General features: G+C 43.2%; 16 protein-coding genes, 2 rRNA genes and 1 riboswitch. All 18 genes read right to left on the reverse strand.

Annotation, left to right across the window (positions count from 1 at the left end):
* Positions 1–16: 16 nt before the first annotated feature.
* Positions 17–637: a phosphoribosylglycinamide formyltransferase gene (gene purN / locus AC1D7X_RS11150; protein WP_495475238.1), complete on the reverse strand. Its 621-nt coding sequence runs from the start codon at positions 635–637 to the stop codon at positions 17–19.
* Positions 637–1677, reverse strand: a complete 1041-nt coding sequence (gene purM, locus AC1D7X_RS11155) for a phosphoribosylformylglycinamidine cyclo-ligase (protein ID WP_495475239.1) — start codon at positions 1675–1677, stop codon at positions 637–639. The genes purN and purM overlap by 1 nt, the downstream gene beginning before the upstream one ends.
* Before the next feature lie 75 nt (positions 1678–1752).
* A complete protein-coding gene (gene purF / locus AC1D7X_RS11160) occupies positions 1753–3261 on the reverse strand; it encodes an amidophosphoribosyltransferase (protein WP_495457106.1) in 1509 nt (502 codons plus the stop codon).
* A complete protein-coding gene (gene purL, locus AC1D7X_RS11165) occupies positions 3246–5489 on the reverse strand; it encodes a phosphoribosylformylglycinamidine synthase subunit PurL (RefSeq protein WP_495457107.1) in 2244 nt (747 codons plus the stop codon). Before purL ends, purF begins: the two co-directional genes overlap by 16 nt.
* Positions 5467–6156 carry a phosphoribosylformylglycinamidine synthase subunit PurQ gene (gene purQ, locus AC1D7X_RS11170; protein ID WP_495475240.1) on the reverse strand — a complete coding sequence of 230 codons (690 nt, stop codon included), beginning with the start codon at positions 6154–6156 and terminating at the stop codon, positions 5467–5469. The genes purL and purQ overlap by 23 nt, the downstream gene beginning before the upstream one ends.
* A gap of 3 nt (positions 6157–6159) precedes the next feature.
* A complete protein-coding gene (purS, locus tag AC1D7X_RS11175; RefSeq protein ID WP_495457109.1) occupies positions 6160–6405 on the reverse strand; it encodes a phosphoribosylformylglycinamidine synthase subunit PurS in 246 nt (81 codons plus the stop codon).
* A 43-nt stretch (positions 6406–6448) separates the two neighbouring features.
* Positions 6449–7333 carry a phosphoribosylaminoimidazolesuccinocarboxamide synthase gene (locus tag AC1D7X_RS11180; RefSeq protein WP_495457110.1) on the reverse strand — a complete coding sequence of 295 codons (885 nt, stop codon included), beginning with the start codon at positions 7331–7333 and terminating at the stop codon, positions 6449–6451.
* Between the two features lie 48 nt (positions 7334–7381).
* Positions 7382–8677 (reverse strand): adenylosuccinate lyase, encoded by a 1296-nt coding sequence (gene purB, locus AC1D7X_RS11185; protein ID WP_495457111.1) that lies wholly within the window; start codon positions 8675–8677, stop codon positions 7382–7384.
* Positions 8678–8681: 4 nt separating this feature from the next.
* The gene (purK, locus tag AC1D7X_RS11190; protein ID WP_495475241.1) at positions 8682–9869 is read right to left on the reverse strand and encodes a 5-(carboxyamino)imidazole ribonucleotide synthase; all 1188 of its coding nucleotides are present in this window, start codon (positions 9867–9869) and stop codon (positions 8682–8684) included.
* Complete coding sequence (gene purE, locus AC1D7X_RS11195) at positions 9866–10351, reverse strand: 5-(carboxyamino)imidazole ribonucleotide mutase (RefSeq protein ID WP_495457134.1); 486 nt, start codon at positions 10349–10351, stop codon at positions 9866–9868. The genes purK and purE overlap by 4 nt, the downstream gene beginning before the upstream one ends.
* Before the next feature lie 214 nt (positions 10352–10565).
* Positions 10566–10667, reverse strand: a riboswitch (purine riboswitch).
* 183 nt (positions 10668–10850) lie between these two features.
* Positions 10851–11285, reverse strand: coding sequence for a universal stress protein (locus AC1D7X_RS11200; RefSeq protein ID WP_495475242.1), 435 nt, complete (start codon positions 11283–11285; stop codon positions 10851–10853).
* Between the two features lie 24 nt (positions 11286–11309).
* Positions 11310–11573 carry a DUF1294 domain-containing protein gene (locus AC1D7X_RS11205; RefSeq protein WP_495457114.1) on the reverse strand — a complete coding sequence of 88 codons (264 nt, stop codon included), beginning with the start codon at positions 11571–11573 and terminating at the stop codon, positions 11310–11312.
* Positions 11574–11688: 115 nt separating this feature from the next.
* On the reverse strand, positions 11689–13818 hold the full coding sequence (locus AC1D7X_RS11210) for a DNA topoisomerase III (protein WP_495475243.1): 2130 nt from the start codon (positions 13816–13818) through the stop codon (positions 11689–11691).
* A gap of 189 nt (positions 13819–14007) precedes the next feature.
* Entirely contained in the window at positions 14008–14145 is a 138-nt protein-coding gene (locus tag AC1D7X_RS11215) for a hypothetical protein (protein WP_495457116.1), read from the reverse strand.
* Positions 14146–14317: 172 nt separating this feature from the next.
* Positions 14318–15055 carry an acyl-[acyl-carrier-protein] thioesterase gene (locus AC1D7X_RS11220; RefSeq protein ID WP_495475244.1) on the reverse strand — a complete coding sequence of 246 codons (738 nt, stop codon included), beginning with the start codon at positions 15053–15055 and terminating at the stop codon, positions 14318–14320.
* A gap of 22 nt (positions 15056–15077) precedes the next feature.
* Positions 15078–16274, reverse strand: coding sequence for an MFS transporter (locus AC1D7X_RS11225; protein WP_495457118.1), 1197 nt, complete (start codon positions 16272–16274; stop codon positions 15078–15080).
* 150 nt (positions 16275–16424) lie between these two features.
* Positions 16425–16541 (reverse strand): 5S ribosomal RNA (gene rrf / locus AC1D7X_RS11230).
* A 161-nt stretch (positions 16542–16702) separates the two neighbouring features.
* Positions 16703–16817, reverse strand: a 23S ribosomal RNA gene (locus AC1D7X_RS11235); the annotation flags it as partial.

A 16817-nucleotide genomic window follows, 5' to 3' on the forward strand; every position in this document is an offset into this window, starting at 1 on the left:
TGTAGGCGAATCATCGTTATTTGTCCGACAATATTGTAACCTGTCTGTCGTTTACCGTTATACGTCCTTGTGCAAACCATGACACAACCTGAGGAAATAATTGCTGCTCCACAGCATGAATAGATCCAGCAAGAGACTCTGGCGTAGCTTTCGGCTCTATTTCGACACACTGCTGCGCGATAATAGTACCTGTGTCCATTCCCCCGTCTACGAAATGTACCGTAGCACCCGTCCATTTCACACCATAGTTAAGGGCTTGCTGAATGGCATCTCTTCCTGGAAAAGAAGGAAGTAATGATGGATGAATGTTAATCAGTCGCCCAGCATACCGATCCACCATTACAGATGTCAACAGACGCATATAACCAGCTAATACGACTAACTCGATATTCAAAGCCTCTAAGCGTTCCACAATTTCTGCTTCATAAGATTCACGAGAAGAATACGACTTCGGTGTAAATAAGTGAACCTCCACACCGGCATCCTTAGCTCGTTTAACAACTGGAGCGGTTGGCTTGTCGCACACTAGCAATTCCACCTTCGCGCCACCAAGCAAACCTGCTTTGCCAGCATCCACTAATGTTTGGAAGTTGCTACCTTCTCCGGAAGCAAATACGGCAATTCGGTAATGACTCATTACACGTCAGCCCCTGTAAAGGTAACGATTGATTCACCTTCTCTTACACGACCGATGATATATGCTTCTTCTCCGTTCGTTAGCAATATACGGAGCGCTTCAGAGGCATCCTCTTCGCTTACGACAAGTACCATTCCAATGCCCATATTAAAGGTTGTAAACATATCTCGATTCGTAATATCACCTTTGTGCTGCATGAGTTCAAAAATCGGTAGAATTGGCCATGAACCATAGTCAATCTCTACATTCACGTCATCTGGAAGCATACGTGGAATATTCTCAATGAATCCGCCACCTGTAATATGGGCCATCCCTTTGACATTCACTTGTTCAATTAGAGCTAATAATGGTTTCACATAAATTTTCGTTGGGACCAATAATGTGTCCCCTAGTTTACCACCTAATTCTGAGATTTCATCATGCAGACTATAGCCTGCTTGTTCTAGAAGAAGCTTACGAACCAAGGAGAATCCGTTGCTGTGTACACCACTTGAGACAAGCCCGATCACAGTGTCCCCTGGAGCAATCGTAGTCCCATTAATGATGTTTCTTTTATCTACAACACCTACCGTAAATCCAGCAATGTCATACTCACCTTCGGAATACATACCTGGCATCTCAGCAGTCTCTCCGCCCGTTAAAGCACACCCTGCTTGATAACAACCTTCTGCGATTCCAGCTACAATAGCTTCAATCTTTTCGGGAACGACTTTGTCACATGCAAGATAATCAAGGAAAAATAATGGCTCTGCTCCTTGCACGATAATATCATTCACGCACATGGCTACGGCATCAATACCAATGGTGTCATGACGATCCATCGCAAATGCAATTTTAAGCTTTGTCCCTACACCATCCGTACCTGACACTAATACAGGCTCATCGTATTTATCCTTGTTCATGCTGAACAAAGCACCGAATCCTCCGAGATCTGTCATGACTTCTGGACGCATCGTCCGCTTCACGTGTTTCTTCATCCGTTCTACTGCTTCGTTCCCTGCTGCGATATCTACCCCAGCACTTTTGTAGGCCTCAGACACTTGTAAGAACACTCCTTCCATAATTGGCGTGCTATTAAATAAGTATATTAACGTTTAATACCTTGAACCAAGATGTTAACATCCGCAGCCTGCTTTTTCCTCACCACCGAAATCAAGCGTTGTCGGATAGTCATTATTGAAGCATGCGAGACATAGGCCACCATTCGGATCACTTGCGTTGTCTCCACCTACGGCATGAATCAATCCTTCTGGACTTAGAAAAGCTAGCGAATCCGCATTAATCTCACGACAGATTTCTTCCACCGTTTTATCGGAAGCAATAAGTTCTTTACGGTCCGGTGTATCTATCCCGTAATAACATGGATTCTTAAAAGGAGGTGATGTAATTCTTACATGTACCTCCGTCGCGCCTGCTTCTCGCAACAAATTAACGATACGGCGACAAGTTGTTCCTCTAACGATAGAATCATCAATCATAACGACACGTTTACCTTCAACAACACGACGAACAGCACTTAGCTTCATCTTGACCCCTTGTTCGCGCAATTCTTGACTAGGTTGAATAAATGTCCGCCCCGTGTATTTATTCTTGATTAGACCGAGCTCATAAGGAATTCCCGTCTGCTCCGCATATCCAATAGCAGCTGAAATACTAGAATCAGGTACCCCAGTTACAAGATCTGCATCTACGAATGACTCCAGAGCCATTTGACTTCCCATTCGTTTACGTGAAGCATGTAAATTAGAGCCGTTAAGATCACTATCAGGACGAGCGAAGTAAATGTACTCCATTGCACATAATGCTTTACGCTGTGGTTCGGTATAGCGATCTTCTTTTAGCCCATTCTCATCAAGTACCAATAGTTCGCCCGGTTGTATATCTCGTAATAGCTCAGCACCAATGGTCTCAAGTGCACAGGATTCAGAAGAGAATATATATGAAGTGCCTAATCTACCCATTGTGATGGGACGAAGTCCATGAGGATCCGAAGCTACAAGTAACTTATTATTGGTCATGACGAGAAAAGCGTACCCACCAACAATACGCTTCAATGCATCTTTCGCCGCTTCCACGACATCCTTGGAAGAACGTGCGATGAGGTGAGCCACGACCTCTGTATCACTTGTCGTCTGAAATATCGAACCACTCTGTTCTAACTCATGGCGAATTTGTGGAGCGTTAACAATGTTACCGTTCGTCGCAATCGCTAAATCTCCATCACGATACTTGAAGATAAGAGGTTGAGCATTCGCAAGACGACTATCCCCACTAGTAGAATAACGTACATGACCAATAGACATGTTACCTACTAAAGATGCCATTTTTTCCTTATCAAAAACTTCCTTTACAAGTCCCATGCCGCGGTGATAGTTAAATTCCTTCCCATCAGCTACACACATCCCACAGCTCTCTTCTCCACGGTGCTGTAATGCATGTAATCCATAATAAGAAAGCGATGCGGCCTCGGAATGACCGAACACTCCGAAGACCCCACATTCCTCTTTTAACGTATCAAAAATATCGTCCTTACCCGTACCTTCGTTATAGAAATCTCCTGTCCAGAGTGGATGAGATTGGGATTTACGGGACGCTAACTTTGCAGATGTTATTTCATGAGACACGGGATCGCATCCTTCCACACCTGCTTCAAGGCTTCCACAGATTGATTCAGTGCATTCTTTCCGTTGATATCAATAGCCAGATTGCTTCCTTCGACCGTACCGATCTTCACTATAGGAACACCATGTCCTTCAATATAAGCCTTTAATTGCTCTGCCTTATCTGGCGAAGCAGATAGTAGAATTCGTGATTGGCTCTCACTAAATAATGCAACGTCGCTACGAAGTTCTGTGTCGATAGTCACTTGAGCACCTAAATGTCCACTTATACAAGACTCAGCAATGGCTACGGCAAGCCCACCTTCAGATAAGTCATGTGCCGATTGAACAAGCCCGCTTTGAATTGCTCCAAGTACAGATGATAGTAATTTCTGCTCTACTTGAAGATCAAGTACTGGAGGACGTCCTTCCGCAACACCATGTAATATTGTCTGGAATTCACTACCCCCAAGTTCAGCGAAAGTATCACCGAGTAGCAAGATCGTGTCTCCTTCTTTCTTGAAGCCCTGCGTCGTAATATGATCAATATCATGGACTAGACCCACCATACCTACAACAGGTGTAGGATAGATCGAGCCATTAGCATTCTCATTATACAGACTAACATTTCCACCAATAACCGGTGTGTTCAGTTCGCGACAAGCTTCTGCCATACCATCCACAGCCCGCTCCATCTGCCAGAAGATCTCTGACTTCTCGGGATTCCCAAAGTTCAAGTTATCTGTAATCGCAAGTGGCTCTGCTCCACTACACACAATATTTCTTGCCGCTTCACTGACCGCGATCTTGCCACCCACTTCAGGATCAAGATATACATATCGTCCATTACAGTCCGTTGTCATTGCTAGACCCTTACGTGTACCACGGATCGTTACGACTGCCGCATCAGACCCTGGACGAACTGCTGTACTGGTACGAACCATATAATCGTATTGGTCATATACCCATGCTTTACTCGCCACACTTGGAGAGGCTAGAATCTGGCTCAAAGCTCCTTCAAGGTCTGTTACTTCGTCATAACGAAGTGTATCAATCTGATCACTATTCACATAATAAGCTGGAACTGAAGAAGGTTTATCATACACTGGACATTCATCCACTAGTGCATTGACTGGCATATCGCCTACGACTTCTCCGTGATGTAACAACTTCAACCGTCCATCGTCCGTTACTTTACCCACCTTGGCGCAGATCACACCCCAACGATCAAATATCTCTTGGGCTTGGGCTTCATCCTTCGGTTCAACAACAAATAACATGCGTTCTTGCGATTCGGACAACATCATTTCGTAAGGAGACATGCCATCTTCACGTTGAGGAACTTGATCCAAATACAGTTCTAGTCCGTTACCCGCTTTACTCGCCATCTCAGCACTTGAACAAGTCAATCCAGCCGCTCCCATATCCTGAATACCAAGAACGATGCCGCTGTCGATCAATTCTAGGCAAGATTCCATCACTAACTTCTCCATGAATGGATCACCTACTTGTACTGCGGTACGGTTCGCTTCAGACTCTTCACTAAGTTCAATCGATGCGAATGTAGCTCCGTGGATGCCATCGCGGCCGGTTGGCGGTCCAACGTAGAACACTGGGTTTCCTACACCTTTAGCGACACCACGCTGGATTTTGTCATGGTCAATGAGTCCAACACACATCGCATTAACGAGTGGATTGCCTTCATAGCTTTCATCAAATACCACTTCGCCACCAACGGTTGGAATTCCAATACAGTTACCGTAACCAGCAATACCTGATACAACATGCTCGAACAAATATTTCACACGATCACTTTCGAGTTTACCGAAACGAAGAGAGTTCAAGGTTGCTATAGGTCTTGCACCCATCGAGAAGATATCGCGGATAATTCCACCGACACCCGTTGCTGCTCCTTGAAAAGGTTCCACTGCTGAAGGGTGATTATGACTTTCAATTTTGAATACAACCGCTTGGTTATCACCAATATCTACGATCCCTGCACCTTCACCAGGGCCCATTAGGACACGAGGACCACTCGTAGGAAAACGACGTAGTAACGGTTTCGAATTCTTATAGGCACAATGCTCAGACCACATGACACTGAACACACCGATTTCCGTATAGTTAGGTTTGCGACCCATAAATCCACAGATCAACTCATATTCGCTCTCCGATACGCCCATCTGCTGATATATGTGTTGCTCCGCAATTTGTTCTGCGGTCGGTTCCTTAGCGGATACTTGCTGCGTCATGTGAATCCCTCCAGGACTTCAATATAGATGTGAACATACGTTTACCATCTTCTGAACCTAATAGTGTATCTACTGCGCGCTCTGGATGCGGCATCATCCCAATCACATTTCCACGTTCGTTACAAATCCCTGCAATATCTGCGACTGATCCATTAGGATTATCGCCATATGTGAACACGATCTGATGATTTTGTTTTAACTGTTCAAGTGTCTCTTCATCACAATAATAATTCCCTTCACCATGAGCGATTGGAATCGTTATTTCTTCGTTCTTGCTATATTCACTTGTAAATGGTGTCTCGTTGTTAACTACCTTCAGTACCGTATCGTGACAACGGAATTTCATCGATTCGTTACGGCGAAGCGCGCCAGGCAGCAATCCCGCTTCAGTCAAAATCTGAAAACCATTACAAATTCCTAATATGAACTTCCCTTGTTCCGCAGCCTTAGCAACCTCTGCCATTACGGGTGCAAAACGTGAAATCGCTCCGCAACGTAAATAGTCACCATAGGAGAATCCACCGGGAACCAGAATACAATCATAAGCAGAAAGGTCTATTGCAGTATGCCATACGTAATCAACAGACTCTCCGACAGTATCTTCTACTGCTTTATAGCAGTCTATATCACAATTGGAACCTGGAAAAACTAAGACAGCAAATTTCATAGATTAGCCCTCCAATTCATAACGGTAATCCTCGACTACCGTATTAGCTAGAAGCTTCTCACACATCGCTTTCAATCGTTCTTCCGCTTCGGCACGATCATCCGTATCCAAATTCAACTCCATGTATTTACCAATTCGAAGACTTTCAACTTCTTGGAAGCCAATCGAATGAAGTGCTCCCTGAACGGCGACCCCTTGGGGATCCAATACGCTTTTCTTGATAGTGACGTAGACTGTTGCTTTAATCATGATTCAAAGTTCCTCCTCAGAATGGGTAAATAAACTTAGATTATTATGATTTCGTCAATCGGTTAAAAATGTTCAAATAACGTCGTGTAGTCTCTTCTACCACTTCTCTTGGAAGTGGATCTGGACTACTATTCTTATCCCATGAGGATGATGCTAGATATGAACGGACAGGCTCTTTGTCCATACTATCAATCTCGATATCTAGCTCATATTTCTCTTCCGCCCAGAACCGAGAAGAATCCGGCGTGAATATTTCATCAATGAGGATAACCTCACCATCCAACAATCCAAATTCAAACTTACAATCTGCTAGAATAATGCCTCGCTTAGCACAATAGTCACGGGCGAAACTGTATAGCTTCAGGCTCCGTTCCTGTAATTCTAATGCGATCTCTTCTCCTACCAATTCCTTCATTGTATCCAACGAGATATCCTCATCATGACCTACATCATTCTTCGCTGCTGGAGTGAAGATCGGCTGTTCAAAAGCTTGATTCTTACGCATTCCTTCAGGAAGCCTAATCCCGTTAACTTCTCCGGTCTCTTGATACTGCCTCCATCCACCACCCGTAATATATCCACGTACGACGCATTCAATATCAATACGCTCCGCTTTACGAACTACCATGATTCGATCCTTCAGCTGTTCCTTATCCTTGATTAACTCTCCAAGTTGCTCAACATCCGTATGAACAACATGATTCTTCATGAGTTCAGCAGTCTGTTGGAACCAGAACGCACTTAACTGATTTAGTACATTTCCTTTGTCAGGTACCGGGGGCTCCAGTACATAATCGAAGGCAGAGATTCGATCTGTCACAACGATTAGGACCTGTTCCCCCAGATCATAAAGCTCCCGAACCTTCCCTTTATACAACAGTGGTGCGTCAACAAGTTCCACGGCAGTAGATACAGCTGTTGATGTCATGGCCTCGCCCTCCCTCACGGTATATTGCTTTTATCTATATGTTCGCTTTTAAACTAAACCTAGTTTTGTAAAAATAGTATCGACATGCTTCAAATGCCAGCTTGGGTTAAATGCATCTTCTATCTCAGTAGCGCTAAGAATTTCAGTAATCTCAGGTGTTGATTCAATAATGTCTCGGAATTGGCGTTGTTCTTCCCAAGCCTGCATCGCACGAGGTTGCACCGTATCATACGCTTGTTCACGGCTGAGGCCTTTATCGATCAACTTCGTCATCACGCGGCCTGAGAAAGGAACTCCAAAGGTACGAGCCATATTATTTTTCATATTCTCAGGGAATACCGTCAAGTTCTTCACAATATTACCGAAACGATTCAGCATATAATTTAGAAGCATTGTCGCATCAGGTAGGATAATACGTTCTACAGAAGAATGGGAAATATCCCGTTCATGCCATAACGTTACATCTTCGTAAGCCGTCACCATATGTCCACGAATGACACGGGAGAGACCGGAGATATTCTCACAACCTATCGGATTACGCTTATGCGGCATAGCTGAGGAACCCTTTTGACCTTTAGCGAAAGCCTCTTCAACCTCACGAACCTCACTCTTTTGTAATGCACGAATCTCTGTAGCGAATTTATCTAATGATGTAGCAATCAAAGCTAGAGTAGCCATATACTCCGCATGACGATCACGTTGTAAGGTTTGCGTTGAGATCGGCGCTGCTGTCGTACCTAACTTGTGGCATACAAACTCTTCTACAAAAGGATCAATATTCGCGTATGTTCCAACAGCCCCTGACATTTTACCGAACTGTACACCATTCGCCGCATGACGGAAACGCTCTAAGTTACGTTTCATTTCTTCATGCCATAAAGCCATCTTCAGTCCAAATGTCGTTGGTTCAGCATGAACACCATGGGTACGACCCATCATCGGTGTATCTTTATACGCAATGGCTTTATCTTTCAGAATTTCGATGAAATTAAGAATATCCTTCTCCAGAATACGATTAGCTTGTAACAATACATATCCGAGTGCAGTATCCACGACATCCGTAGAGGTTAACCCGTAATGAACCCATTTGCGTTCTTCTCCAAGGCTTTCTGACACGGCGCGAGTAAATGCGATAACATCATGGCGCGTTTCTAGTTCAATCTCATTAATTCGAGCGATATCAAACTTCGCATTCTGACGAATGAGTACAGTATCTTCCTTCGGAATAACACCCAACTCGGCCCATGCCTCACATGCACAAAGTTCAACTTCTAACCAAGAATTAAATTTATTCTCTTCAGTCCAAATGGCCCGCATTTCTGGTCTACTATAACGTTCTATCATAATTTTACTTCCTCCAAATATTAGTCTGTTCTATCCAATCCAGCCCATCCTGCACATCCTTGCACAGTAAATTAATATGGCCCATTTTGCGATTGTTCTTACTATCAGTCTTACCATATAAGTGAAGTTTAGGTACAATCCCTAACTCCGTTGCTACCTTATCTCGTACTCCCATTCTCTCGATAACCGAATCCAGATGTTGGCCCAGCACATTAACCATGACTACGGGACTTAATAACGTTGTATCTTCTAAAGGTAGATTACACACAGCCCGTACATGTTGCTCGAACTGAGATGTCGAACAAGCTTCCATTGTGTAATGCCCTGAATTATGGGGACGTGGAGCTAATTCATTCACATACAACTGATCATCCTCGGTGACGAACATTTCAACAGCTAGGAGTCCCACAACATTCAATTTCGCTACCAGTGTCTCGGCCAGTCGTCTTGCTTCTCTCTGTACTTGTGCACTTACCCGCGCGGGTACAATGGATATATGCAATATATTGTCCATATGAATATTCTCCGATATGGGGAAACTTTTCACATCGCCACTAGGATTACGTGCAGCTATAACAGATATTTCACAAGCGAAAGGAATGAATTGCTCTAGCACCAGTTCTCTTCCAAAAGCTGCAAGCTCGGCATAAGCGCTAGTCAATTGATCTTCACTTCGAATGACCACTTGACCTTTCCCATCATAGCCACCTGTAGCAGTCTTCAATACCGAAGGGTAACCAAGTTCCTTCATCGCTTGTTCCAGACTATCCAATCCTTCGATTACACGATAAGGTGCGACAGGAATTCCAGCCGCTTCAATCGCTAACTTCTCGCGCAAACGATGTTGTGTCGTATAGAGCAGAGCACTTCCTTGGGGGACATAAGATTCTTTCATAAGCATAGCCGCTACACCCACATCGACGTTCTCGAACTCATATGTGATGACATCCGATACCTTTGCTAGTTCATGTGCTGCAACTACATCGTCATATTCCGCTATAATCTGCTGAGCAACAGGACTACTTGGTGATTGGGCAGTTGGATCAAGTGTAACAAACTGATAACCCATTGCCGTACCGGCAAGTGAGATCATTCTTCCTAATTGTCCTCCACCTAGAATACCAATCGTACTTCCTGGTAGCAACGTCCTAAAGGTTTGCTCCCTATCAGCTTCCGTTAACTTATGGCTCATAGATCATCACTACTTTCAAGCACTTCATCCCGAATAGTATCTCTACGCTTTTGGACTCTCTCTTGAACCTCCGGATTGAAGGCTCCAATGATTTGGGCTGCAAGCAATCCCGCATTAGTTGCTCCTGCTTTACCAATCGCTACAGTCGCTACGGGTACACCACCAGGCATTTGCACAATGGATAGTAAAGAATCTAGTCCATTTAACGCCTTCGATTGAACGGGGACACCAATTACAGGGAGAATTGTCTTCGCAGCTACCATACCTGGTAGATGTGCAGCACCCCCTGCTCCAGCAATAATAACTCGAATTCCTCGTCCTGCAGCTTCTTCTGCAAAGGTGAACATTAGATCAGGTGTACGATGTGCTGATACTACGCTTTTCTCATACGGAATATGAAGTTCTTCTAGCATCTGGCAAGCGAACTGCATCGTCTCCCAATCCGATTTGCTACCCATAATCACAGCAACCTCTGGCAACATGCTCCAACCCACTTTCATTTCTTGTATTCATATTTATAATAAAGAACTTACCATTAGTAACTTAGGAAGATCAAAAAAGTCCGGAACCCCATGGACATGACTGATCGGGACGCCGGACATCGGAAGGAATACGCCATGCCTTTGTCATCCCCTCCATTAATTACAAGAGTACATCCCGACAATGGTAACCGAAACCCGCCATATCCTTTGTGCAGCTTCAGTAGTATTCCCTCGTAGTCCGAACATTTACGGTGTTCAGGTAGAGACTTCCGGGCCCTATTCCCAGATTTATACGAGATATCTAAATGAGTTATATATCCAATTATTATTTCTTAAATCACTTGCTTAGTTTAACAATCTCTATCACCCTATGTCAACTCAAACACGAACATTTATATAAAAGTAAAAATTATTGTTCGCTTTTACCCGCTAATTAAACCAAATAAAGCCAGCACAACCTATAAATACAGGTCTGCTGGCTTTGTCTAATTCATACCATTTATTTTACAACAAGTACTGGAATACGAGCGTGCTGTACGACATTATGGCTAACACTACCGAGAACAAATTCACGAATGCCTCCGAGGCCACGACTACCGATAATAATCACTTCAGAATTCTTCTTCTTCGAGTATTCAAGAATGGTTTCCGCAGGTGCACCTTGAATAAGTTCCACCGTTCCTGCTACTCCTGCTTCTTCAAGATGCCTCTTAGCTTCCGCTATGGTTTGTTCAGCCAAATCATAGTATTCTTCGTTCACAGATGCAGGAATGGGTGCATAGGCTTCACCAAAATAAGCGCGTGGAAAACCAAATACATGAATAATCGAAATCATCGCATTAGGCGTTACTCTTGACATCGAAATGGCATGATCCAGAGCCTTATTGGATGCTTTAGAACCATCATAAGCTACTAAAATTTTTGAATATAACATGTGCTACACCTCTTTCTCAAGTATCTAGCTTAAAAAATACCCATACAACACGGCGTTAATAAATAGTAGAATCGGAATACCTAAACGGAAACTTACATGTCTTGTCTTATGCCGTTTACGATACATCGCAATAATAACACCCAATGAACCGCCAATAGCAGCTAATAGAAACAGTGTTTTCTCCGGTACTCGGTCACGCCTCTTCTGAGCCCGTTTCTTGTCTTCAGACATGACCAGATAACCCACCATGTTAATCACTATAAACCAAATCCATAGTGCATTACTCATCTGCTACATGTCCTCCTCGTCAACAGATTTTTACTAAACTACTCTTCTATTATAAATCTATCCCGTGCAGGAAACAATGAGATCCACTGTTCGATTTTCTATTTAAATCCAATTATTACTTATTCTTTTGCTCCAGTGCAGCTTTCAGCAATTCACCAAGGTTCGATCCCACCGTTTCTTGCTGTGTGTACTTCTCTACCAACTTTCGTTCTTCCCGTTTATTGATATGTTTATGATCTTGGTTAAGCGTCTCCGTTATGCCACAGGTCAGGCATTGCACATACAGTCCAGCCTTTCCTTCTTTCATTTCCATTTTCTTATGACACTGCGGGCAGCGGCGGTTCGACACTCTTTTCTCTGCAGAACGACGATAGCCACAATCTTCTTTCGGACAGATCAGCAGTGTACCTCGTTTATTCTTTTTCTCAAGAAGTCGTGTATTACATTCTGGGCAATGGCTATTAGACACATTATGTGGCTTGTATTCAATGGAACTTCCTTTGACACCTGCTACCAGTTCTTTTGACATACTACGAATTCCTTTTAAAAATAAATCTGGACTTCCCTGACCACGGGCAATCTTCTCAAGCTCCGATTCCCATTTCGCTGTCAGTTCTGGCGTTCGTAATTGTGGGGACACTAATTCAATCAATTGCTTTCCTTTACCTGTAGGGTGCAGTATATTCCCCTTCCGCTCAATCGTATCCGATAACACCAGTTTCTCAATAATGTCAGCACGTGTAGCCGGGGTTCCTAGCCCGTGTTTCTCCATTTGAGAAAGAAGTAAAGCTTCTGTATATCGTTTCGGTGGTAATGTACGACCAGGCCGAACGGCACAACGCTGTATTCTTACGGAATCTCCAACTCGCAGTTCAGGCAATACAGATCGATTGTCCTGTTGATCGGGTTGATCATCTTCATCCGTATCATTAGCTACCTCTCCGCCATATACTTCTCGCCAGCCGATATCTTTAACGGTCGTTCCCTTCGTATGAAGGAACTCATTCTCCACCTTCACAGAGACAACAACATCATCGTAACGTGCAGGAGGATAGAATAGACTTATAAAGCGACGAACAATGAGATCATATAGCTTCCGTTCCTCTGTATTAAGTAAGTTTAATAATACTGTTTCTTCTGTAGGGATAATGGCATGATGGTCACTTACCTTACTATCGTCTACAATTCGTTTCGTGATATTTAAGTTTTTGCGTAGCAATGGTCGAGCTAACGATGCATATGGACCGACCGCCACGCTCTCTAAGCGTTCCTTGAAAGTTTCCGTCATATCTGATGTTAAATAACGACTATCCGTTCGTGGATAAGTGACCAGTTTATACTGTTCATAGAGCCGTTGAAGTAGATTAGATGTCTGCTTCGCTGAGAATCCATAGCGTTTATTAGCATCACGCTGAAGCTCAGTCAGATCATAGGCAAGTGGATGGGGTTCTACCTTTTCAGATTTCTTAACCTTATCTATACTGCCTGTTTTTCCTTGTAACTTTTTCTGTAAAGCTTCTGCTTGCGTGCGGTCAAACATTCGCGCATCTCCATTATTCGCTCTCCATGTTGCGGTAAAGGAGCCCATATCAGCCGAAAGTGTATCATACTCTTCTGAACGAAAATGGATAATCTCCTTCTCACGATCCATAATCATCCCAAGGGAAGGCGTCTGTACTCTCCCTGCTGACAATTGGGCATTAAATTTACAAGTCAAAGCACGAGTAACATTTAGCCCGATCATCCAATCCGCCTCAGCTCTACAGCGAGCAGATTCATATAGTCGATCGAACTGACGTCCTGGCTTCAGTGTCGCAAAACCTCCCTTAATCGCTTTATCTGTCTGGGAAGAAATCCATAAACGTTGAAATGGCTTATTCCACTTAATCATATTCATAATCCAACGCGCTAACAATTCCCCTTCACGTGCTGCATCTGTCGCAATAATTAGATCACTAATATCCTGTCGTTTGGCCTGTTGTTGAACAACCTTGAATTGCTGACTTGTCTCCCTCAAAACTTTCAACTTCATCGATTCTGGAAGAATAGGGAGATCCTCTAAATTCCATGCTGCGAATTTACGATCATAATCTTCTGGTTCAGCCAACCCCACAAGATGTCCTAACGCCCAAGTCACAATATATTTAGGGCCTTCGAAATATCCCTTATGTTTCTCCCTGCTTCCCATTACTCGTGCGATTTCACGTGCAACTGAGGGTTTCTCTGCTAATATTAAAGATTTCATATTTCGCCTCTTTCTTGTACCATTTAAAGGTTTATCAAATCCAATTATACTTAGCTCGACAATATGTCTAAGTATAACATTGATACCGTTCACGCTAAAACTTAAAAAACCTAATACGGATTCGTATTAGGCCTTGACCACCTTTTCAAAAAGAATTACAGCACTACACCAGTTACGACAACTTCAAGTTTACGATTCCGTCTTAGGAATGCCATTTAAACTTGCTGGATAATCCCTAGATTTCTCAGGGGAAAGTGTCGTTGATTTTTGTTTTAGACTTCCTTTATTTCGTTGAATGTTGGATTTCACCGACTTAGGATCTGGCATGTTATCACCTCACAAATATCATTCCTCTAAATGTCGTTGTTATTCCCTTTCTCAACATATCGTCCCGCTTTGAGTACAGCTAATTCTTTGAAACGAAGAGCTAACTCCTGATGTCCTTCTGTCAGCTTAGCTCCACCGATCGGAATGCCGTGTCCCGTTTATGGCTCCTCCACTATTCGACAACCTGTAGCCCAGCATCGTAATAACGCGTCCCATCCGGTGATTGCCCTCTAAAATAAATCATTCCATCTATAAGATCAGAGCGTAGAACATGAATAACTTCCCCCATCTGCACCTCATGATGATATGTAATCCGGAATCCTCGTATGGACAGCCGATTTAGCTCATTCACTGATAAAGCATCCATACACAAGTCTGCATAACGCGCATTGTTTAAATGCCCATTACTATCAATACCGCTATAACGAACCGTCATCGTGTATGACTCGTATAGCTCGACATCTTCTGAGATATTCATCTTGTCAGGAACGGGCCCCACAGAATCCTCAAGATTAGAATTTATAGAAAAGGGATACGCTGACGGTCTAAGCACCTTACGTTTCTTAATATCAACAAGAGCCCACAACGTGCGTGCTTTGGCTATTTCTTGATTGTCCTCATCCTTTATTCGAAAATCTCTTAACCACAAAGGACCTTTAGTCCCTTTATTCCATGTCGTAATTTTTAAATTTTCATTGAAAATAGGCATCCGTTCGCATTCTAAATCAATCGTTGTGAGCATCCATCCCATATTGTGAGCGATCATTTGGTCACGTGTTCCACCCATATGTTCTACATCACCATCCGCACCACGCTGCATCAAACTCAACAAATTAGATAACCGACAATTCGCTTTATAATCAATTTCATTAGAATAAATTAAGTGTTCTTCTGTCCAAGTATGTCCCATGTGTTTATTTCTCTCCTATATCTTATAATCTTGCCTCAGTATGTTGTTCATTGTGCCCCATCCAATAAAAGGCTAGCCCACTTGCACACAAAGCAACCATACCCGCAAGTCTAAATCCCCCATCTAAACCCCAAATTGAACTTACTCCACCTGCAACAAAAGGTCCAACAAACATCCCTATAGCATATACAGCTTGATAGAACCCCATAGCGGTCGCCCGTTTAGAATAATCAATGGTAGCTACAGACTTACCTAGCAATAGAGGGAAAATCAAACCTTGAGCAAATCCATTAAATATCTGCGTTATACATAACCACATAAAGCTATCCGCCATAGGTATACACCACGAGAACAGTGCACTTCCAACAAAACCTACAACTAAAGTAGTCCTTTCACCAAAACGAGTCATAAAGAATTTTCCCGCAACAAGCGTAGCTACAGCGTGCGGTACCATGAACGACAATGTTAACCAAGCCAAATCATTCTTGCTAGCTCCAAGAGCTAGTGCCTGGTTGGGTGTATAGCCAAACATCGTAATAAACAATACACAATGCGCCAGTATAGATAGAAAAGAAACCTTAAATAACATCGAGTCTTTCATAATTGGAATTAAATCTTTCAGAGACATAGGCACACGTGTTACATCTTCTTGTACTTCATTGAGGAAAAAGGAAAGCACTAACGCAATTCCTGCTACCACACCACCAAGTGCAAAGGGAAGCTTCCAGCTAAATGTTTCTACTAGATACCCACTAATCATCATACTGGAGAGTTGTGCAATCACCGTTGTGAATTGCATCATACTCATCGCCTTGGTTACTTCTTCTTTAGGATACAACGTAGAGAACCCCACAGTAAATACAACCCAAGTAGAAGCTGCAACTCCTGCGACTGCTCTAGCTGCCAGAGTCCAACCCAATTGATTCGTTAAGGCAAAACCCAAACAACTTACCCCACTCGCTATAATACCTAGCATGATAAAGGGTTTACGTCTCTTCATATAATCTGAACCAATGCCCAAAGGTAACCTACAAATAATCTGCACTAGACCATACACCCCTAAGATCATTCCTAACAGCGTATAGGATGCTCCCAAATGCTCAATATAAGGCGAAAGAATAGGTACATATATGTAAGCCGAGAACCAATACAAGAAGACGATTAATATAAATAAATACCGCTGCTTTCTATTACCCTTAGATAACCCTATATCCGTCATACACTCTCTCACCTGCCTTAATAAGATGCCAACGTTCTATATTAATCATACTTCTCTTCGTTAAAAGTTACATCTATTTCTTAAAATCGGAACAAGGTTAATGAAAACATAAAAAAACCACCATTGATTGAAATCAATAGTGGTTCTTGTGCTTGGCGGCGTCCTACTCTCCCAGGACCCTGCGGTCCAAGTACCATCGGCGCTGGAGGACTTAACGGTCGTGTTCGGGATGGGTACGTGTGGAACCCCTCCGCTATCGCCACCAAACGGGATTTTTCGAAGCTTACGCTTCTCGAAATCGCTGCGAGAAAATATCAGTCCCAAAAAGGACATGCAGCTTAGTACAAGGTTTAATCCTTGAAAACTAGATACGAATGAATTTGCAGTTCGAAACTTTCATTGCTTCTAAAGTCTAAACTTCAGAATATTAGGATAAGCCCTCGACCGATTAGTATTGGTCAGCTCCATGCATTGCTGCACTTCCACCTCCAACCTATCTACCTCGTCGTCTTCAAGGGGTCTTACTAATTGGGAAATCTCATC

The organism is Paenibacillus sp. Y568, from assembly GCF_059445545.1.

Coding starts and splice junctions, on each gene's coding strand:
- AC1D7X_RS11200 (WP_495475242.1), bottom strand. CDS start 11,285: ATGTTATATTCAAAAATTTTAGTAGCTTATGATGGTTCTAAAGCATCC.
- AC1D7X_RS11225 (WP_495457118.1), bottom strand. CDS start 16,274: ATGACGGATATAGGGTTATCTAAGGGTAATAGAAAGCAGCGGTATTTA.
- AC1D7X_RS11215 (WP_495457116.1), bottom strand. CDS start 14,145: ATGCCAGATCCTAAGTCGGTGAAATCCAACATTCAACGAAATAAAGGA.
- purN (WP_495475238.1), bottom strand. CDS start 637: ATGAGTCATTACCGAATTGCCGTATTTGCTTCCGGAGAAGGTAGCAAC.
- AC1D7X_RS11180 (WP_495457110.1), bottom strand. CDS start 7,333: ATGACATCAACAGCTGTATCTACTGCCGTGGAACTTGTTGACGCACCA.
- purS (WP_495457109.1), bottom strand. CDS start 6,405: ATGATTAAAGCAACAGTCTACGTCACTATCAAGAAAAGCGTATTGGAT.
- purK (WP_495475241.1), bottom strand. CDS start 9,869: ATGAGCCATAAGTTAACGGAAGCTGATAGGGAGCAAACCTTTAGGACG.
- AC1D7X_RS11205 (WP_495457114.1), bottom strand. CDS start 11,573: ATGAGTAATGCACTATGGATTTGGTTTATAGTGATTAACATGGTGGGT.
- purQ (WP_495475240.1), bottom strand. CDS start 6,156: ATGAAATTTGCTGTCTTAGTTTTTCCAGGTTCCAATTGTGATATAGAC.
- purB (WP_495457111.1), bottom strand. CDS start 8,677: ATGATAGAACGTTATAGTAGACCAGAAATGCGGGCCATTTGGACTGAA.
- purE (WP_495457134.1), bottom strand. CDS start 10,351: ATGTTGCCAGAGGTTGCTGTGATTATGGGTAGCAAATCGGATTGGGAG.
- purL (WP_495457107.1), bottom strand. CDS start 5,489: ATGACGCAGCAAGTATCCGCTAAGGAACCGACCGCAGAACAAATTGCG.
- AC1D7X_RS11220 (WP_495475244.1), bottom strand. CDS start 15,055: ATGGGACATACTTGGACAGAAGAACACTTAATTTATTCTAATGAAATT.
- AC1D7X_RS11210 (WP_495475243.1), bottom strand. CDS start 13,818: ATGAAATCTTTAATATTAGCAGAGAAACCCTCAGTTGCACGTGAAATC.